This window comes from Thiothrix unzii (genome assembly GCF_017901175.1).
GTDB lineage: Bacteria > Pseudomonadota > Gammaproteobacteria > Thiotrichales > Thiotrichaceae > Thiothrix > Thiothrix unzii.
The window spans coordinates 1930635-1948928 of record NZ_CP072793.1 but is presented as its reverse complement, the minus strand read 5'-3'; the positions used below and the strand labels follow the sequence as shown (position 1 = coordinate 1948928).

Genomic DNA, 18294 nt, shown 5'->3' with positions numbered 1-18294 from the left:
CCGATGGATTTACAAGATTTTGAAGCCGAAGACCTTTACTTCAACGCCACGATTGACCCGGAAATCGCCATATTGCTGGAGGAAGCATCTGGCTTATATCCGCAGCCAGAAGCCGAAACGCTGTTACTGCGTGCTTACTTCCTCGCTCCCGAAGATTTAAACGTACTGGTCGCGCTGTACCGCTATTTCTACTACCAACACCGCCTGCCGGATGCGCTGAACGTGGCACACAAAGCCATCGCCGTCAGCGGCAAACGTTTGCACCTGCCGGAAGACTGGCGGCACTTAACCCGCTTGCATCTGGGGCAGGGAGTACTGGTATCCATGACCTTAACGCGCTTTTACCTGATGGCGCACAAGGGCGCAGGCTATCTGGAAATGCGGCTGGGCGAATTGGCTGATGCGGTCGGGCGGCTGCAAACGCTGGTGGACATCGACAGTAATGACCGGCTGGGTGCGAAGGCGTTGCTGACGCTGGCGCAGGAACATTTGTATGAGCAGCAAGGGGTGGCGGTGTTGCGCAAAGTGGCGGGCGACTCAGGGCGATCGCACATCAATTTGCACTGAAACAAGCCAGTTTCGCCGCTTGAAAGCGGCGGGTTTACAGTCCTGCCAACACACCTCGCTAAACTCGACCTCAACCAACCTGACACCATTGCAGCTTTTATTCTGCAATGGTTGAAACGTCGGGCGTGAATCGTCGCGTCACTTTCTTCAGAATCCGCCGTGTAATGAACGTGCGTGGCGGCAATCAACTTTACAGGTATTATAATCGTCCATCGCTTCTTTAAGGCACTCAGTCGATTCTTTTGAGCCTTTAGTGAAAATATCAGAACAATTTGTTTTTTCTCGATTGAGTATTCTGTCGCACTCATCGACACAGCTACCTGATGTAGTCGATCTGTTGCCAAAGGTTTTCTTGGAAGCCTCGTAAGCTTCCTTGTCTTGATAAGTCTTTCCCTCTGCCATATACATGGTTTCTACTGTTCCATCCTTTAGCGTTCGTGTGGCATATCCCAATTTATTTTTAAGGGTCTTATAATCAGCAGTTATCTTAATAACATCTGCTACTCCTATAGGAGAATCATAGTGTATGGTAATTTCCCCGCTTGGTTCACTATTAATAAATTTCCCTTCTATGGTGGATTTATTGTTATAGTCATACATTTCCCCATATCCATTGAGTTTTCCGCCGGAAAATGTACCTTCCTCCCAACTATTTTCTTTTCCATTAAAGTACCATGTGGCTTTTCCTTGTCCTGATGCATAGCCGTCTTTGCATTCACCACTCCAAGTGATTGTTTCTCCTACTTGGGGATTGGGATTCCAATGTTTGCAGCCGTTTTGGTCAGTTATCCAATTGCCTTCTGCATTAGCAACGCCAGTTAATAACGATAGGCACGTTAAAAGTGTGAGTTTCAATAAATGCGATTTCATGGTGTCGTTCCTGTTAATTTAAAAATGTTTGGTTGCCGCAGTGCTGGAGATTTGCGGCGCCGCAAGATTCACAATGGTGACGCGGCGATTCTGAGCGCGTCCTTCCTCGCTAATGTTGTCGGCAATGGGGCGGGATTTACCAAAGCCAATCGGTTTGAGGCGATGAAATGGTACGCCAAAATCTTGTGAGAGAATCGTGTAAACACTGGTTGCGCGTCGTTCGGATAACACGCGGTTATAGTCTTCGCCGCCAATATCATCGGTGTGACCTTCGATTAAGATATTTGCGTGATTAAGGGCATCACTTTGTAAGGCTTTTGCAAGTTCTGCCAGTTGCACCACGGAAGTGGGTTTTACATCGCTGGCATTAAATTCAAACTGGATTGACAGATTAATGAAAGCAGGCTGTTCAATATTGCCCGCGTTATTAGTTTTAGGTGTCAGGGCTTCTTCAATATGTTTGGATGAAATCAGTTGTGGCGTGTTTTCTTGTGGCGGTTCTTGATTCTGTACCTGTGTATTCGCCTGCATTGTCGGTATTGTTTGTGCGTAATTAACATTCAACATTTTTACATAAGTAACTAGCTAGAAGTTTCCACGTATAAGATCCTGCTGGTGTAAACTGGTAGTTTGTCACTTAAGAATGTCCGCACCGATGAAATTTGCCCAGCCGATCCCTGAAGAAATCCGCGTGACCTTGCAGGAAATGTATATGAACCACCCTACATTCCGCTGTCGTCAACGTGCGCAAGCAATTTTGTTGAGTACACGCGGCTTTACCCTTGCGGAACTGTGGTCAATCTTGGATGTACGGCGCGATGCCATCAGTGAGTGGCTCGACCGCTGGGAACATGAAGGGCTGCTGGGACTTTACGACCGTCCCCGCTCTGGTTGCCCCCGGATATACACAGAAGCTGAAGTAGCGTTGTTGAAAACCCTAGTGGACGAAGAGCCACGCCAAATCAAGACGGCTCAAACCAAACTGGCTGATCTAACCCAGAAAGTAGCCAGTACCAGCACCTTGAAACGCCTGTTAAAAAAAAGTTCCACTACCTCTGGAAGCGGATGCGTAACTCATTGAAAGATAAACGTGACCCCGTGGCTTTCAAGCGTGAGCAGGAAATTCAAGCATTACTCCACCAGCAAGCGGCGGCTGGCAAGTTGCTTATTTACTACTTCGATGGTTCAGGTTTTACCACAACTCCTTGCGTCCCTTACGGGTGGCAGAAACGGGGGGAAACACGCAGGCTACTCACAGCTCAGAGCAAACGCTTGAATGTCTTGGGTTTTATGAGCCTAGACAACGATAGTTTTTTCCACACGGTGGAAGGGCGCGTTGACTCACAAGCTGCCATCGCCGCCTTTAATGCCTTTGCTGACCGTTATGCCGAAGAATTTGCACAAACAAAAATACCTTGCTTGGTTATTCTGGATAACGCCCCGATACAAACCAGCAAAGCCTTTCTTGGTAAACGTGAAGATTGGATGTTGGCGGGAATTTGCTTACATTTTTTGCCAACCTACAGCCCTGAACTCAATCCTATCGAAATACTCTGGCGAAAAATCAAATATGAATGGTTGCCGCTGGATGCCTATAAAAGCTACAAGGACATGAAGGAACTGGTGTTAGCTATACTGGCTGGCTTTGGCGAAAAATACACGATAACTTTTGGATAATTACTTAACGCATTTGTGCAGAAGAGAAGTCTACCCCGCGCAAATCAGAGCCATCATCAAACTCCGCATAAGCAAAGAGGGTATTACTGACGCTGGTTTGTTGCAGATTAGCATTGAACAGTTTGGTATTGCTCAGATTCGCCCCATCAAGATTACTACCTTGGAAACTAACATTACGCAGTTTTGCATGGGAAAAATCAGCTCCGCGTAAGTCACTGTTGGAAAAATCAATATTGTTGAGTTCAGCGTATTTAAAATCAGCTTTTTGCAAATTCTTGCCGCTGAATTTAACATCTGACAGTTTGCTGTAGGCATAAGGTTTGAGTGATTGCGGTGCTGTCGGATACGCAGGCAAATTCGGTGCAACTGTAATCGCCGTCAACACCGGAGAAGCGATAGGGGCTTGTACCGCGTTGGTTTCTGGTAATGCCGTATTGCTGAGTTGAGCTTCACCCATATCATCCGCTGATAAGCGGGTGCTGCCGATAAATTTTGCGTGTTCGAGATCAGCATTGGCGAGACGCACATTGCTCAGGTCACAATCAATGAATTTCGCGTATTTGAACTTAACGCCGCGTAAGTCTGCACCACTGAAATTGACGTTGGTAAATTCCGCATAAGTCGCACTGCTGTTGCGTAAATCAATCCCGCTAAAATCGGCATCAGTGATTTTCAGGTTGTCTAGTTTGCCACCGGCAATGTCTTTGCTACTGAGATTAATGCCTTGTAATTCAGCGTATCCGTAATCGGGCGGCGTGGCAGCCTGCGACAGCGGTGCTAACAGCAAGTTAACCAATAGCAGGGCGGATGCAGTGAATAGAGGGTGTTTTAGGTTCATGTGAGGTTTTCCTTATCAGATAAGTGTCATGTGTCAATTATCAGGAATGGCTTTGCGATAAGTCTTTTCTATCGCGATGGGCTGGATATTTTTAGGGATGATTGGTATACCTCAATTTATCCAATAAAACCTTTAGGATTTCATTATGTCACTCACTCAAACGCCCGCTCACGGCTCCATCGCCCTCATCCCTGTTACCGCCACAAACTGGCAAAGCATCAGCGATGCCTTACCTGCAATGGCGCAACAATGGGCACAATTAAATGGTTTTACCGCTAAAGCAGGGCAGATTTGCGTAGTGCCTAATCAGGCGGGTGGAATCCATTGTGTGTTGGCTGCGTATGACGTGAGTGAAGGTTATGAGTGGTCATTAGCCGGTTTGCCGGAAAAATTACCGGCTGGTAATTACCACTTGCAAACCGATTGGACAGTGGAACAACGCACCGCCGCTGCTATTGGCTGGGGCTTGGGTTGTTACCGTTTTGATACGTTTAAATCTGCACCAGATAAGGCATTGCCGCATTTATTTGCCGATGCTGATCAGGCGCGTGTCGACGCTTTTGTGCAGGCGATTAGTTTGGTGCGTGATCTAATCAATACGCCTGCGAATCATATGATGCCGGAGGATTTATCCGCCGCAGCACAACGTTTGGCAAGCACTTATGGCGCGAGTTTTCGTGAAGTGGTGGGTGAGGCGTTGCTGACAGAAAATTATCCGGCAATTCATGCGGTGGGGCGTGCCAGTTCTCATGCGCCGCGTTTACTGGAATTGCAGTGGGGAAATCCGCAACACCCACATATTGCAGTGGTGGGCAAGGGCGTGTGTTTTGATACCGGCGGGCTGGATCTCAAACCGTCGCAATACATGCGCTTGATGCAAAAAGACATGGGCGGCGCGGCGCACGCGCTGGGTTTGGCGCAATTAATCATGGCAACGGGTTTGCCGGTGCATTTGCATGTGTTGATTGCGGCGGTGGAAAACGCGGTGGGTGGGGATGCGTTCCGTCCCGGCGATATTCTCAGCACTCGCGCGGGTAAATCGGTGGAGGTGGATAATACCGATGCGGAAGGGCGTTTGGTGTTATGTGATGCGTTCACCGCTGCGGTTGAACAACAGCCGGAATTGTTGCTGGATTTTGCCACTTTAACCGGTGCTGCGCGGGTGGCGTTGGGTACGGAAATCCCAGTGTTTTTCTGTAATGACAAACCGTTGACCTGCGCGTTGCAAGCGGCTTCGGAAGCGGCGAATGAACTGATTTGGAATTTACCGTTACACAAACCGTATTTCGCGCAACTCAAAAGCCAGTTTGCCGACTTCCAAAACAGCGGCGGTAGTTACGGCGGGGCGATTACGGCTGCGTTATTTTTGAATGAATTTGTGCCTGAAAATTTGCCTTGGGCGCACTTTGATATGATGGCTTGGAACACTCGCGCCCGTGCGGGTCGTCCTATCGGTGGTGAAGCGATGGGATTGCTTGCAGTCTATCGGTATTTTAAGACCAATTATCGGTCATAACCCCAAAGTGATGAACTTTTTTATTCAGGCAGTATTCAGTTTGCTAAATTATTGCCTATAATTAGGGCTAGTTAGTGTTTAGTGTTAGGAAGCCTTATGAGTTCGTCACAACCTTCTTCCTCGCCATCCCCGTTGGCGGCTTCGATTCGCCACGCGATTTGGCTGGCGATTTTTATTTACGCTTTAGTAGCGATCTTCTTGTTTGTTTTTTCACCAAAAACACAAGCTAGTGAAGAGCAAGCCCTGCACACACAGTTGTTATACGACGTGTTGGGGCGGGTAGAGTATGACGACGGCGGGCGATTTACCCCTGTGAAAGATGCGGCGATGTTGCAGGAACTTAAGGCAATGATTGCCACCCATCAGTTGGGGAGTGCAACCGCGACGGCCTATATCCGTAACGTTAGCCGCAATATGTTGGCTTGGGCAGCCAGCCCGACGGCACGCTTATTGCCCCAGCAAGAGCTTGGCTCGTACACCTTGCGTTTTGTACGGGTAGACGATTTGAATGTGGCAGTGCAAAATTTCTGGATTAAACACGCGGACGGGCAGCGTGAGGAATTTCAAATGGTGTTAGCGTTGCCCGCGAACTAAAAGCTACCCGTGAAAACGACCTTGTGTCGGTTGCGTAAAATCCTCCAGAATAGTGGCACTTAACACAGGAAGCCTGCGCGATGGTCGATTTTTACGATGAACTCACCTATGAAACCAATCCTTTCCCCGAAACCCATCCCGGTAATCTGGCGGCATTAGGTCGTTTATTTGGGGTGCAAACCCCGTTGGCGCAGCAGTGTCGCGTGTTGGAGTTGGGTTCAGCTACCGGGGGCAATATTATTCCGATGGCGTGGTGTTTACCGCACAGCGAATTTGTGGGTGTCGAGCTTTCCGCGCCGCAAGTCGCGATTGGTCAAGCGGTGATTGAGGCGTTAGGGTTAGGCAATATCCGTTTGGATGTGGGCGATATTCTGGAGCTAGATCCAGCGCAATTGGGGCAGTTTGATTACATTATTGCGCACGGGGTGTATTCGTGGGTTCCGACCGCCGTGCGTGAGAAAATTTTGGCGTTGGCGCGTGACTGTTTAACCCCGAATGGCATTGCTTACATCAGTTATAACGTGCTTCCAGGTTGGCGGATGCGCGGCAGCGTGCGTGATTTATTGTTGTACGCTACCCGCGATGCACAAGGGGCGGATGCGAAATACCATGCGGCGATAGCCGCGTTGCAACGTTTACAACACGCTTTGCAGGATGCGCAGGCCGATAGCCACCGTTATGTGCAAAAAGAAATCGGTTATTTGCTGAAAGCGCATCCGAGTTATTTGCTGCATGAATATTTGGCGGGGGAAAACAATGCCTTTTTGTTCAGCGAATTTTTAGCCGATAGCGGTCGCCACGGTTTGCAGTATTTGTGCGAAACCGATTTACACACTTTGTTTGACACGACCTTGACTCCACCTGCGCAAGCGGCTTTGGGTGATATTGATGACCCGTTGCAGCACGAGCAGTGGATGGATTTCGTGCGGATGCGTACTTTCCGTCAAAGCTTGTTGTGCCGTGCAGATTTACCGCTGGAACGTGACATTGATGTGGATGTTTTTACCACCTTTTATTTCAGTGCCAATTTGCGTTTGCAAGGTGAAGCCTCATTCACCAGCACTACGCCCGCAACGTTTTTGTACCCGGATAATACCGAGCTGAACGTAGCGCACCCGTTAAGCAAAGCAGCCTTGCTGTATTTGCAGGAAGTTCACCCGTATACCCCGGATTTTGCGGAATTACTGGCGAATGCGGCACAGCGGGTGCAAGCGGCGGGAGGTAAATCTTTTGTGTCAGAACGTGGGGAGTTGGTGAGCGAGTTGTTCAGTTTGTACAGTTATCGTGCAGTTTTAGGGCATTTGCAACCGTGCTTAATGCATCCGGGTGTGCCGGAACGTCCTAAAGCCAGCGATTTAGCGCGATTACAAGCCGCGCAAGGTTGGGAAAGCATTGCCAGTGTGCATCATTTGGGTTTGAGTGTTGATGCTTTTGCCAGTCACTTATTGCAACAGTTGGATGGGACGCAAACCATTAGTGAATTGACTGAAAAACTCTCGGCTGCGGTTGCCAGTGGCGCACTCAATGTTGCCGGAAGTCGCAAGGAAGTGCGGGATAACGTGCAGCATTTGCTTACGGTGTTTGCCCGGCACGGGGTGTTGGTAAATTAGTCATTAAGGATAGAGGCGACAAGGGGGAACGCTTGCCGCCTCCAGGATTAGGATTAATTTACCTTAGCGGTTATTTTTAGTGATTTAGATTCATCTTTGGCGAGACTACCGACTTGCCAAATACCTGTCACGTCATCGTAAACATCACTTCCGTAAACTGCTTGTCCATCATCGCTGACATAGCTTAAGGCGGTGGGCAGCTTGTCTTTTACTTCCACACCAGTCGCAGCATCTGGACCCGCATTGGTGACGGTTATGGTGTAAACCAAGGTGTCGCCTTTCTGAACCACATTTTTATCAACCGTTTTTTTGAGTGATAAATCTGCAACAGGCTGGGAAGAGGAACACGTTGCCGGGGCAGTAACGGTAATATTGCTCAACGTACAGCTTGCGGTCGTATCATCCGTCAGCGTCAACGCTAAATTCCCACCCGAAATCGGGAAGCTATTGGTGGAGGTATGCTCTGTGCCATAGCTGCGGTTGGCGTAAGTATCACCGCCAGTGATGCTGTACGTTGCCCCCACATTTGAACCTGTTACGGTGATTTTGTAGGTGAACTTGTCGTCGCTGGCGTTACTCGGTGTACCGTTATTATTACAAGTGGTAGTTACCGTTGGCGTATTAATGCTGCAAGCAGGCGCGGAGCTATACCCCACGTCAAAGCTATGGTTGTTTGCCCCCGCGCTGGGAATATCTGCTGCTGCAACCGTGACCTCACCCGTTGCAGGTGCATTCGAGTCAATCTGGGTATTACCACCTGCGGTAGCAGTCGTCAGGTTATACGTCGTGCCAGAAACGGTCACTGTGGTAGGGAACTTGACGGTATACGCCGTGTTCGGTTGCAATTGGGTAAGGCCATAAATTTTACTTGCCGTATTTGTACCCGCTGCATTGGTGAAGTAATACGTGCCATCAGCGGCAGTGGTGGCAGTCGCCACTACGGTAGCCCCGGAAAGCAGTTGCACCTGTACGTTAGGGATGCCATTTTCACCCGCATCCTGAATACCATCGTTGTCAGCATCGAGCCAGACCCGGTTGCCGATTTCGATGGGAGCAGGGGGTGTGATTAACTCCACGTCACCTAAACCATTGGCTTTTCCGTACAGTTCTGTATCTGAATTTTGATAGAATGAGTACCAATTGTTGATTTGTCCATTGTTTAGGTCATAAGTAATCGTTCCCTGCGTATTCCAATAGGCAGCACCAAGAAGAGCAATGTCAAGTTGTGGATGGGGGTCTATCGAAACTTGTAGGAGTTGGTTTTTCCCTTTTAATAAAGCAATAGCACCTTGGGAAGACTCGCTTTCTGAATCTCCTGATATATCTTGAATAAACTCATCAGTTCCAATATGACAACTACCGGCTCCCTCAATCTCCCAACCTGTCGATGCCTTACACGCTTTTAGATTTTCTCCAAATACCCTTGGCATGGCTCTTGTCGTATCGCCACTAATTGGGAGATAGTTATAGTAACCCATTTGATGACCCCAACGGTCAAAAAAGGAGAGGTACATATTGCCATGTTCGTCAAACTCCATATCTGATAATACGGGTTGGGTCATTATTTTATTACGCCTTCTGACTTCCACTGGCGGTTCTGTATAAGTGTCTATCCATGGATAGAATTCGATTAGATTATCAGCAATATATCTCTTAATGTTGGGATCAAAATTGAGTTTTTGGGTAAAACCTGCAGTTATATTGTTCGGGTCAAATTCCAATACTATTGCCTTTAAGTCTGATTGCTGCAACGATATAGATGCATCATCTATAATGCCTAAATAACCTTTCCCATACGCAAATTTTAATCCCCAAGGACGCAAAATACCTGTTGACGATGTTGGATAACCAGGGAGCGAACTTAAAATGTATTGGTTGATATTAGATGGCGTGCTGCTGGGATTGCCTGATACATCCACCCGAATAAGGGCTTTCTGGAATAAGTTAACAGTCCAAAGATAATCTGTGTTAGGTTGAATATCTGCATCTCCGTAAGACATAGTGCCAACTTTTCCAAAAGCATCTAAATCCCAGCTTGGGTCAGTCTTAGTGAGGGCAAGGGTGAAGTCATCTGAACCTGTTCGCGTGACTGTTCCCAAGTCGATGGCACTACCACCATTGGTGGGAATAACACCTTGTAAATCAAACTTTCCTGTTAAAGAAGGTGTTGCTCCACTGTAGTCTGCATTATAAATATAGCCAACACCATCAGCCATGCCAACATTTCGTTTAAGAAATGTGGTGAAATAAAAGTGCTTCTGTATTTTGTGGTAAGCAGTGCCCCAAACTGATCCAATTTCAGAGACGGTTAAATCTGTTCTGGGAACTGGTCCCGTTCCTTGAGTAACACCATCATCCTCCGTATAGTTTGAGTTTAATCCTGTACTTGGATACAAGGTGGAAGTAACCCCCGGTTCTATAGTATTAGCACTTGCTATGCCGTTCCAATATTGGGGAATTACATAACGGGGGGATTGTGTCGTATCCCAGTAATCATTCGGATCACTCACAGCAAAATTTGCTATCGTGCCATCTTTGGCAAACTGCACTGATGTACCACCGCCTGCTGTGCTTGCACTGGGTTTTAACCATGATTCCACCCATGAAAACTCAAGGCGATAATCGGCACCACTACTTAATCCTGTAAGTGTATAAGAGCCGTCAGTGTTTGATGTTGATGTTGATGTTGGTGTACCTGCTGGATCGTCAGCATCAAATGCCTTAATAGTGATGCCTGAAACGCCTACCTCATTAAAGTCTGTCCCTGTATCGAATGCGCCATTTGCGTTGAAATCTTGGAAAATCTTACCAGAAATATCAGCGAACGCAGTATTCGTGCCAAATAAGAGTAAAGCCGTTATTATGATCTTGCTTGCTTGCTTGCTTGCTTGCTTGCTTGCTTGCTTGCTTGCTTGCTTGCTTGCTTGCTTGCTTGCTTGCTTGCTTGCTTGCTTGCTTGCTTGCTTCGTTGTGCATGTTTTCTCCAAACCCCGTGTTGATTTATTGTTGCTGTGGGTCGTACTTAAGCGACAGAAGGTTCATTGTAGAAGTGAAATTTAGGTAAAAAATCACAGGAAGCTTTGGGTGTGTATTTTTTATGGATATTCCACTCAGCCTATTGCATTATGGTTAATTTAGCTTAACTTGATATTAATCAAGCCTGCTATCTTGCTATTTTTACGAGAGGATGTCGATCAGCCCTAAGGTGCTGACAACGACCAAGCCGCCGCCGACCCAACGTTTAAACAGCAAATCGTTACGCATAATGATTTCGTGGGCTTTTAGCCCCAGCACGTGCCCGACCGCAGCACCGGGGATCAGCAACAGCGCGGTTAACCATTGTACATTTACGCCAAGTGCTAAAAACGTTGACATTTTTAGACTCACCAAAATGAACCACAGCACAAACAAGGTGTCGCGTAATTTTTCCTTGCTGACGTTGCGCATGTAGACCGCCACCATCAGCGGTGCACCAGTGAGGGAGGTTCCGGCGACGTAACCACCCAGCATTAACAGCACTTTATCGACCCACGGATGATGGCTTTCAATGGCCCAGTTCATCAGCCAAATCAACCCGTAAAACAACGTGATGGAATAAATAAAGATATTCAGCCATAGGGTCGGCAGGTTCACCAATCCAAATACGCCGATAATAGCGGGCGGAATAATGTAGTAAGCTGATTTCCGCAAATAATGCCAGTCAACATTGTGCAAGCGGGTGCGCAGTGTCAGCCCGGAAAAGAACAGTAAATGCACGCTAATAATTGGCAGCCACAGCAGCGGATCATTGTGAAGGAATAGCATCAGCGGCAACCCCAAAGCCGCGCCGCCAAAGCCTAACCCGGTACGCACAAACCCCGTCCACACAAATAACAGGATGACCCAAAGGATCTGATAGCTGCTGAAATCACTCGGCATGTGGAAGTACTCATTCAAAAAGTTACGCAAATTAAGCCGATGCATGTTACCACTAGGGCTGCAAAAACTTATAATCCGTGCCTTGATCCCAAACCGGAAATGATGCTGTGTATAAGCTGTTGCGTGACTTATTGTTTTTATTGCCTGCGGAAACCTCACACCACCTCGCGCTCGATAGCCTCAAGCTGGCGAATAAGTTGGGTGTGCTGGGCAAGCCGACAGCATTAGCGGGTCAAGCCGTGCGGGTAATGGGTATCGACTTCCCTAATCCGGTGGGCTTAGCTGCTGGTTTGGATAAAAATGGCGAATACATTGACGCACTTGCCGCGCTGGGTTTCGGTTTTATTGAAATCGGCACAGTAACGCCACGCCCACAACCGGGCAATCCCAAGCCCCGCTTATTCCGCTTACCGGAAGCGCAAGCCATTATTAACCGCATGGGCTTTAACAATCACGGCATTGATTACCTGTTAGCCAAGGTGCAGCAAGCGCGTTACCAAGGCATTATCGGGATCAATATCGGCAAAAACTTTGACACAGCAGTGGAAAACGCCGCCGATGACTATTTGATTGGTTTGCGCAAAGCTTACCCAGTGGCGCATTACATTACGGTAAATATTTCTTCGCCGAATACGCCGGGATTGCGCACGTTGCAGTACGGCGATGAGTTGAAACGCTTGTTGGTGACGTTACGTGAGGAACAAAGTCGTTTGGCGCAGGAGTTGGGGCGTTACGTGCCGGTGGCGATTAAGGTGGCTCCCGATTTAAGCGAAGCAGAAATCCGTGATATGGCAGGGGTGTTTTCGTCGGTGCAGATTGACGCGCTGATTGCGACCAATACCACGCTGGATAAATCAGCGATACAAGGGTTAACCCACGCAAATGAGCAGGGCGGGTTGAGCGGGATGCCATTGACGCAGCATTCGACTCAAGTGATTCAGCAATTCCGCGCTGATATGGACAGCCAGATTCCGATTATTGGGGTGGGTGGAATTTTGTCGGGTGACGATGCGCAAGCTAAATTGGCGGCGGGTGCGAGTCTGGTGCAGGTTTATAGCGGGTTTATCTACCGTGGGCCTGAGCTGGTACGTGAGTGTGTTGCGGCAACAAAAAAGGCCGGTTAATAACCGGCCTTTCTATTCAGATCCGAAAGATCTGATTACTTCGCTGGAGCAGCGGCAGGAGCAGCAGGTGCTGCTGGCGCAGCAACTACAGCAGCAGCGGCTGGTGCAGCAGCAGGAGCAGTAGCTGTCGCAGCGGCAGCAGCAGGCGTTGCAGCTTGTTGTGCAGCAGCCATTGCTTTACGTTGCTCATCTAACTTCTTGAAGAATGCATCAGCTTGAGCGCGTTGCATTTCCATTTGTTTTTGGATTTGTTCAAAACTAGGTGCTTGCGGCATTGCGTAACCAGGCATCATCATGCCGTTGTAACCAGGCATAGCCATAGGAGCTTGCATAGTTGGTGCTTGCATCATCGGCATTTGTTGCATAGGCATTGCTTGTGCAGGAGCCGCTGGCATAGCCATAGGAGCTTGCATCATTGGCATTTGCATTGCTTGTGGAGCTTGCATGTTTGGTGCTTGCATCATGCCAGGCATACCACCCCAAGGGTTGTTGCCGCCATTTTGTGAGCTGTTGGTGTAACCGTACAGGTTGTTTGTGCCATTGCCGTAGCCGTAGCCGTTACCTTGCAGGTTAGTCGCTGTGTTGCCACGACCTTGACCAGCCATGTCAGATGCCAGATCAGACTTGCCTTTGCCTTTGAAAGTGATGGTGAAATCCATTTCGCCGTCAGCGTTGCCTTTACCACGACCGAAGCCGTTAACATCGCCGTTACCAGTGCCGTAACCTTGACCTTGACCAGCAGTGTTCGCTTGGCCTTGGTTTGCGCCTTGACCAACAGCATTGCCGTTTTCAAAACCGTCAAAGAAATCAGCAGAAGCAACGCCTGAAGTAGCGAGCAGAGCAATCAACAGTGCAATTTTAGTGTGTTTCATAAGTGTACCTCTAGCGGAGTAATGTACGCCAAGTGGCGTGTTTCAAAGTGAATCTTAATATAAGCAAATCATAATATTCTTATCGTCTGAATGCAAGCTCCATTTGTCAGTTTGCTGCGTTTTGTTGATATTTATTAAGGAAAGACAAGCAAGGTGCGAGGCAATACAATGCGGTTTAACGCAGATTGACAGCAATAAGAGGACAGCGCATGACCATTGGCTCCGTGATGGTGGATATTCAGGGTGCGGAACTTACCCGCGATGATGAAGAATTTCTCAAAAACCCAATGATTGGTGGGTTAATCTTTTTTACCCGTAACTACCGTTCGCCTGCGCAAATCAGTGAATTGGCGCAGGCGGTGCGCGAAGCCGCAGGCGGTGAGTTGTTATTAGCGGTGGATCACGAAGGAGGGAGGGTGCAACGCTTTCGTCAGGAATTTACCCGCTTACCGCCGCTGGCAACCTTGGGCGCGAAATACGAAGATGATCCACTGGAAGCATTACAGCTCACTCATGCCGCCGGGTGGTTAATGGCGGCGGAAGTGCGGGCGGTGGGTATTGATTTCAGTTTCGCACCGGTGCTGGATCTGGATTTCGGTGGGAGTCAGGTGATTGGCGATCGTGCGTTTCACCGTTGCCCGGAAGTAGTGACGATTTTGGCGGGAGCGTATATCGAGGGAATGCGTGAAGCAGGCATGGCTGCGACGGGTAAGCATTTCCCCGGTCATGGCTGGGTGCAGGCGGATTCGCACTTGGCGATTCCCCGCGATAACCGTCAGCGCAGGGCGATTATGGAAGAGGATGTTTACCCGTTTAAAACCTTGTTTAAGCACGGTTTGGATGCGGTGATGCCAGCGCACGTTATTTATGAGAATGTGGATGCGCACCCGGCGGGCTTTTCGGCGGTATGGTTGCAAGAGATTTTACGTGGGGAATTGGGCTTTGATGGGGTCATTTTCAGCGATGATTTGAGCATGGAAGGCGCGAGTGTCGCGGGCAGTTATGCGTTACGGGCGCAGGCGGCAATGGCGGCAGGTTGCGATATGGTACTGGCGTGCAATAACCGTGCGGGTGCTATCGACATTTTGGAACACGCGGATTTGCAACCGAGTGCGGCTTCGAGCCAACGTTTGGAGCGGATGCGCGGGCGCAACTTCATGAATCGCGGCGCGTTACTGAGCGATGAATACTGGCGTGAAGCGGTGGAATCCGTCACGGCGTTAACTTGATGGAATTTCCTATATCACACGGGTTTTTCCAGAAATTCGCTATAATTTCCCAGATACCTCTAACGGTCGTAACGTAATTATGATTGATACATCTTTATCAGAGCTGATTGCCCAAGGCGAGAATCACGCCCTGGAATTTAAATCTGCTCAAGTACATCCCGATTCCTTGGCACGTGAGTTGGTCGCATTAGCGAATACGCATGGCGGGGTTATTCTACTGGGTGTGGAAGATTCAGGTGATATTGCTGGTGTGCCCACTGACAAAAATTACGAGGAATGGGTCACGAATATTGCCCGTGAAAATGTTATTCCGGCTTTGGATGTGCTGATTACCCGTCATTGGCATACGGAAAAACAGGTGTTGCAAATTGATGTGCCGAAAGGACGGGACAAGCCGTATCAGACAAGGCAATTTCAGTTTTTGATTCGTGTGGGGTCTACTAATCGGGTGGCGACGCAGGCAGAACTGATGCGTTTGTTTCAACAAAGTGGCATGTTTCACTATGATCTGCAAGGCGTGGATAGAACCACTATCCGTGACCTTAATCTGGCGCAAATTGATGACTATTTTGCTGCGTATCAGATTGATTTCCGAAAAGAAGAAGATCAGGTAAGGATATTGACCAATACGGATATTCTGGACGAATCAGGGCGTGTGACCTTGGGTGGCTTGTTGATGTTTGGGATTAACCCGCAACGTCATTTGCCGAATGCCTGTATTTCATTTGCTCACTTTGCGGGTACGGAGCTGGATGAGGAATTGCTGGATAAGCAAGTGATTGGTGGTACGTTGAATATTCAAGTGGATACGGTGCTGGCCATTCTGAAAAACCACATCCGTCAGCCTAGCCGAATTGAGGGGGGCAAAACGGTTGACCAAATCTTTCAGTACCCTGAGAAAGTGTTTCGTGAATTGTTGGTGAATGCTTGTGTCCACCGCGATTATGCTATCCACGGCTCGCGTATCCGCGTGTTTGTGTTCGATGATCGGGTTGAGTTTATTAGCCCCGGTCGGTTGCCAAATACAGTTTCTATTGAAAAGCTCAGGCTGGGGGTTTCGTATGCACGTAACCCTGTCATCCTTAAATTCATGGAAAATTTACGTTACATTGATAAATTAGGTCGGGGGTTGCCAATGGTTTATCGTACCGCTACGCAGGCGGGGAGGCGGGTAGAGTTTGCTGAAATAGGTGAAGAATTTAAAGTGGTATTAGGGTTGGGTGAGTAAATCAGGAGTTCGTATGGGCATTACCCTTGAAGAAGCACAGCGCGTGATGGCGGAAGCGGATTTGCTGTATTCAGCGGCAGATATTGCACATGCTTTGGATATTTTAGCAGCCAGTATTACCGAGGCGTTGGCGGATAAAAATCCGTTGGTATTGTGTGTGATGAATGGCGGAGTGATTACCGCTGGGCATTTGCTCACACGCTTGAATTTCCCGTTGGAACAAGATTATTTACATGCCACCCGTTATCGTGGTGCAACCAGCGGCGGGCAAACGATTACTTGGTTGCACGAGCCGGAAACTTCGCTGGCAGGTCGTCATGTGTTGCTGGTGGATGATTTGCTGGATGAAGGTTACACCTTGCGTGAAGTGGCACGGTGGTGTCGAGAGCGCGGGGCACAAACGGTGTCGATTGCGGTGTTGGCTGACAAAATTCACGCGCGGCGGGTGGATGGCATTCAGGCAGATTTTCCGGCATTGCCGTTGGTGGATCGTTACGTGTTTGGGTTTGGGATGGATTACAAAGAATACTGGCGCAATGCCAATGGTATCTACGCAGTAAAAGGAATGTGATATGACGATTGCTTTTGCCGTTATCGGCGGAACGGGTTTGACCGAAATTGAGGGGCTGGAAGTGATTCATCGTGAAGTGGTGCATACCCCTTACGGCGAACCTTCGGGGCCGATTACCCACGGGATGATTGCGGGGAAGCGCGTGGTGTTTTTGGCACGTCACGGTTACGCCTCGAATATTCCGCCGCATCGGGTGAATTACCGCGCCAATCTGTGGGCGTTAAAAAGTCTTGGGGTCGAAAAAGTGGTGGCGGTGGCAGCGGTTGGTGGCATTACACCGCTGATGGAGCCAACCCGTTTGGTGATTCCTGATCAGATTGTGGATTATACCTACGGGCGTGCGCATACGTTTTTTGAAGACGGTTTGGAACACGTTACCCACATTGATTTTTCATGGCCTTACTGTGTGGAAGTACGTGACGCACTGTTGAACGCGGCGCAATGCGCAGGTGTGAATGTGGTTGCGCACGGCACGTATGCCGCAACACAGGGGCCGCGTTTGGAAACGGCGGCAGAAATCCGGCGTTTGGAACGTGACGGTTGTGATTTGGTGGGAATGACGGCGATGCCGGAAGCGTCATTAGCACGTGAATTGGGCTTGTGTTACGCAACGTGTGCGGTGGTGGCGAACTGGGCAGCAGGCAAGTGCGATGAAGAGATCAGCATGGCGGAAATTCACGACAATTTAACCGTCGGTATGGCACAAGCACGGGCATTATTGCGCGGTTTGGTGTGCTAAACGCATGGAAAATCACCAGCCGCCGCTGCACATTCAGCCGGGGGTATCGCGGCGTTTAGTCGCATTTTTGGTGGTGACGCACGGCTTGGGGGCGGGTGTGGTGCTGTTGATGCCGGGAATGCCTTGGTGGGGGCGATTGCTGTTATTGCTTGGTGTGGGTGTTTCTGGCTGGTATTACTGGCGGTTGCACATTTCACGTCAACACCCGGCGGCGGTGCTGGAAACGACGTTTTACGGGATTGATAGTTGGCGGGTGCAGACTCGCAGTGGCAGTCAATTTGCGGTGCTGGCAGACAGTAGTTTTTTGCAGCCGTGGCTTTGTGTGCTGAATTTGCGAATGCAAAGCGGTGCTATCCATAGCTTGATTTTATTACCCGACAATACTCCGGCAGACGTGTTACGGCGGTTGCGGGTGCGAGTGAAATTTAGTGCGACGGATTTACCCGAAAAATAGTAACCCTCCCCGGCGCAATGGGGAGGGTCAATAAGGGCTCTCTTAGATGTTTTTATTGATGGACTATTTGGGGGGAACTATCAATCAAGCTTATTTTGCAGCAGTGTCAGTGCTTGCAGGTGCTTCTGTCGTTGCAGGGGCAACAGCGGCAGTTTCAGTAGCAGCAGGTGCAGCTTCAGTTACAGCAGGAGCTGCTTCGGTAGCCGCAGGTGCTTCAGCTTCTTGTGCTGGTGCTTCTTGCTTTGGTGCTTCCTGTTCAGGCTTTACTTCTTCTTCAGGAGCTTGCTGAGTTGGGTTTTGTTGTACTGGTGTATCGTCAACAGGTGGGGTTGTGCCTGCGAAAGTTGCACCAGAAACAGCCAGTAACATAGCGGACATGATGGTAATAATGAAGTTTTTCATAGTGTTCTCCTTAACTAGAGTTAGATTTTGATGGACACAAAATGCAGCATTTTTTCCTGATGCTTGCATGGGTTCACTTTCGCTT

Annotated in this window: 19 protein-coding genes; 12 read left to right on the top strand and 7 right to left on the bottom strand. The window is 48.9% G+C overall.

All coding sequences use genetic code 11. The features are described 5' to 3' along the window. Positions 1 to 3: 3 nt before the first annotated feature. Entirely contained in the window at positions 4 to 567 is a 564-nt protein-coding gene (locus J9260_RS09740) for a hypothetical protein (RefSeq protein WP_210217601.1), read from the top strand. A gap of 147 nt (positions 568 to 714) precedes the next feature. Here J9260_RS09740 and J9260_RS09735 read toward each other — a convergent pair whose 3' ends face one another. Next, on the bottom strand, positions 715 to 1437 hold the full coding sequence (locus J9260_RS09735) for an MORN repeat-containing protein (protein WP_210217600.1): 723 nt from the start codon (positions 1435 to 1437) through the stop codon (positions 715 to 717). An 18-nt stretch (positions 1438 to 1455) separates the two neighbouring features. Continuing rightward, positions 1456 to 1968 carry an OmpA family protein gene (locus J9260_RS09730; protein WP_210217599.1) on the bottom strand — a complete coding sequence of 171 codons (513 nt, stop codon included), beginning with the start codon at positions 1966 to 1968 and terminating at the stop codon, positions 1456 to 1458. A gap of 124 nt (positions 1969 to 2092) precedes the next feature. On the opposite strand from J9260_RS09730, the gene J9260_RS09725 reads away from it, so the two are divergent. Then, positions 2093 to 2518 (top strand): helix-turn-helix domain-containing protein, encoded by a 426-nt coding sequence (locus tag J9260_RS09725; RefSeq protein ID WP_210217478.1) that lies wholly within the window; start codon positions 2093 to 2095, stop codon positions 2516 to 2518. Continuing rightward, on the top strand, positions 2503 to 3114 hold the full coding sequence (locus J9260_RS09720; protein ID WP_210217598.1) for an IS630 family transposase: 612 nt from the start codon (positions 2503 to 2505) through the stop codon (positions 3112 to 3114). The genes J9260_RS09725 and J9260_RS09720 overlap by 16 nt, the downstream gene beginning before the upstream one ends. A 4-nt stretch (positions 3115 to 3118) precedes the next feature. Here J9260_RS09720 and J9260_RS09715 read toward each other — a convergent pair whose 3' ends face one another. Next, positions 3119 to 3952 (bottom strand): pentapeptide repeat-containing protein, encoded by an 834-nt coding sequence (locus J9260_RS09715; protein ID WP_210217597.1) that lies wholly within the window; start codon positions 3950 to 3952, stop codon positions 3119 to 3121. 145 nt (positions 3953 to 4097) lie between these two features. Here J9260_RS09715 and J9260_RS09710 point away from each other — a divergent pair, with 145 nt between their 5' ends. From J9260_RS09710 to J9260_RS09700, 3 genes are all read left to right on the top strand, one after another. Next, positions 4098 to 5468, top strand: a complete 1371-nt coding sequence (locus J9260_RS09710) for a leucyl aminopeptidase family protein (protein ID WP_210217596.1) — start codon at positions 4098 to 4100, stop codon at positions 5466 to 5468. Positions 5469 to 5564: 96 nt separating this feature from the next. Then, the gene (locus J9260_RS09705; RefSeq protein ID WP_210217595.1) at positions 5565 to 6062 is read left to right on the top strand and encodes a hypothetical protein; all 498 of its coding nucleotides are present in this window, start codon (positions 5565 to 5567) and stop codon (positions 6060 to 6062) included. 80 nt (positions 6063 to 6142) lie between these two features. Continuing rightward, entirely contained in the window at positions 6143 to 7672 is a 1530-nt protein-coding gene (locus tag J9260_RS09700) for a class I SAM-dependent methyltransferase (protein WP_210217594.1), read from the top strand. A 53-nt stretch (positions 7673 to 7725) separates the two neighbouring features. Here J9260_RS09700 and J9260_RS09695 read toward each other — a convergent pair whose 3' ends face one another. Together J9260_RS09695 and J9260_RS09690 are read right to left on the bottom strand one after the other, a co-directional pair. Beyond that, positions 7726 to 10659, bottom strand: a complete 2934-nt coding sequence (locus tag J9260_RS09695) for an SdrD B-like domain-containing protein (protein WP_210217593.1) — start codon at positions 10657 to 10659, stop codon at positions 7726 to 7728. A 190-nt stretch (positions 10660 to 10849) separates the two neighbouring features. Continuing rightward, the gene (locus J9260_RS09690) at positions 10850 to 11590 is read right to left on the bottom strand and encodes a TSUP family transporter (protein ID WP_210217592.1); all 741 of its coding nucleotides are present in this window, start codon (positions 11588 to 11590) and stop codon (positions 10850 to 10852) included. A gap of 107 nt (positions 11591 to 11697) precedes the next feature. Between J9260_RS09690 and J9260_RS09685 the strand changes: the two genes are divergently transcribed. After that, a complete protein-coding gene (locus tag J9260_RS09685; protein ID WP_210217591.1) occupies positions 11698 to 12714 on the top strand; it encodes a quinone-dependent dihydroorotate dehydrogenase in 1017 nt (338 codons plus the stop codon). A gap of 35 nt (positions 12715 to 12749) precedes the next feature. Here J9260_RS09685 and J9260_RS09680 read toward each other — a convergent pair whose 3' ends face one another. Further along, on the bottom strand, positions 12750 to 13586 hold the full coding sequence (locus tag J9260_RS09680; protein ID WP_210217590.1) for a hypothetical protein: 837 nt from the start codon (positions 13584 to 13586) through the stop codon (positions 12750 to 12752). 209 nt (positions 13587 to 13795) lie between these two features. Here J9260_RS09680 and nagZ point away from each other — a divergent pair, with 209 nt between their 5' ends. The 5 genes from nagZ (at position 13796) to J9260_RS09655 (ending at position 17807) form a co-directional block, all read left to right on the top strand. After that, positions 13796 to 14815 carry a beta-N-acetylhexosaminidase gene (gene nagZ / locus J9260_RS09675; RefSeq protein ID WP_210217589.1) on the top strand — a complete coding sequence of 340 codons (1020 nt, stop codon included), beginning with the start codon at positions 13796 to 13798 and terminating at the stop codon, positions 14813 to 14815. Positions 14816 to 14894: 79 nt separating this feature from the next. Then, on the top strand, positions 14895 to 16043 hold the full coding sequence (locus J9260_RS09670) for an RNA-binding domain-containing protein (protein ID WP_210217588.1): 1149 nt from the start codon (positions 14895 to 14897) through the stop codon (positions 16041 to 16043). 13 nt (positions 16044 to 16056) lie between these two features. After that, the gene (locus tag J9260_RS09665; protein ID WP_210217587.1) at positions 16057 to 16614 is read left to right on the top strand and encodes a hypoxanthine-guanine phosphoribosyltransferase; all 558 of its coding nucleotides are present in this window, start codon (positions 16057 to 16059) and stop codon (positions 16612 to 16614) included. 1 nt (position 16615) lies between these two features. Then, positions 16616 to 17353 (top strand): S-methyl-5'-thioinosine phosphorylase, encoded by a 738-nt coding sequence (locus tag J9260_RS09660; RefSeq protein WP_210217586.1) that lies wholly within the window; start codon positions 16616 to 16618, stop codon positions 17351 to 17353. 4 nt (positions 17354 to 17357) lie between these two features. Then, positions 17358 to 17807, top strand: coding sequence for a protein YgfX (locus J9260_RS09655; protein ID WP_210217585.1), 450 nt, complete (start codon positions 17358 to 17360; stop codon positions 17805 to 17807). 90 nt (positions 17808 to 17897) lie between these two features. On the opposite strand, the gene J9260_RS09650 is transcribed toward J9260_RS09655, so the two are convergent. Continuing rightward, entirely contained in the window at positions 17898 to 18209 is a 312-nt protein-coding gene (locus tag J9260_RS09650; protein ID WP_210217584.1) for a hypothetical protein, read from the bottom strand. Positions 18210 to 18294 lie beyond the last annotated feature (85 nt).

Bases quoted from the DNA above. Each gene is read 5' to 3' on its own strand.
- J9260_RS09725 (WP_210217478.1), top strand. From the start codon at position 2,093: ATGAAATTTGCCCAGCCGATCCCTGAAGAAATCCGCGTGACCTTGCAG.
- J9260_RS09715 (WP_210217597.1), bottom strand. From the start codon at position 3,952: ATGAACCTAAAACACCCTCTATTCACTGCATCCGCCCTGCTATTGGTT.
- J9260_RS09655 (WP_210217585.1), top strand. From the start codon at position 17,358: ATGGAAAATCACCAGCCGCCGCTGCACATTCAGCCGGGGGTATCGCGG.
- J9260_RS09680 (WP_210217590.1), bottom strand. From the start codon at position 13,586: ATGAAACACACTAAAATTGCACTGTTGATTGCTCTGCTCGCTACTTCA.
- J9260_RS09660 (WP_210217586.1), top strand. From the start codon at position 16,616: ATGACGATTGCTTTTGCCGTTATCGGCGGAACGGGTTTGACCGAAATT.
- J9260_RS09690 (WP_210217592.1), bottom strand. From the start codon at position 11,590: ATGCCGAGTGATTTCAGCAGCTATCAGATCCTTTGGGTCATCCTGTTA.
- J9260_RS09735 (WP_210217600.1), bottom strand. From the start codon at position 1,437: ATGAAATCGCATTTATTGAAACTCACACTTTTAACGTGCCTATCGTTA.
- J9260_RS09720 (WP_210217598.1), top strand. From the start codon at position 2,503: ATGCGTAACTCATTGAAAGATAAACGTGACCCCGTGGCTTTCAAGCGT.
- J9260_RS09740 (WP_210217601.1), top strand. From the start codon at position 4: ATGGATTTACAAGATTTTGAAGCCGAAGACCTTTACTTCAACGCCACG.
- J9260_RS09705 (WP_210217595.1), top strand. From the start codon at position 5,565: ATGAGTTCGTCACAACCTTCTTCCTCGCCATCCCCGTTGGCGGCTTCG.
- J9260_RS09665 (WP_210217587.1), top strand. From the start codon at position 16,057: ATGGGCATTACCCTTGAAGAAGCACAGCGCGTGATGGCGGAAGCGGAT.
- J9260_RS09700 (WP_210217594.1), top strand. From the start codon at position 6,143: ATGGTCGATTTTTACGATGAACTCACCTATGAAACCAATCCTTTCCCC.
- nagZ (WP_210217589.1), top strand. From the start codon at position 13,796: ATGACCATTGGCTCCGTGATGGTGGATATTCAGGGTGCGGAACTTACC.
- J9260_RS09710 (WP_210217596.1), top strand. From the start codon at position 4,098: ATGTCACTCACTCAAACGCCCGCTCACGGCTCCATCGCCCTCATCCCT.
- J9260_RS09650 (WP_210217584.1), bottom strand. From the start codon at position 18,209: ATGAAAAACTTCATTATTACCATCATGTCCGCTATGTTACTGGCTGTT.
- J9260_RS09730 (WP_210217599.1), bottom strand. From the start codon at position 1,968: ATGCAGGCGAATACACAGGTACAGAATCAAGAACCGCCACAAGAAAAC.
- J9260_RS09670 (WP_210217588.1), top strand. From the start codon at position 14,895: ATGATTGATACATCTTTATCAGAGCTGATTGCCCAAGGCGAGAATCAC.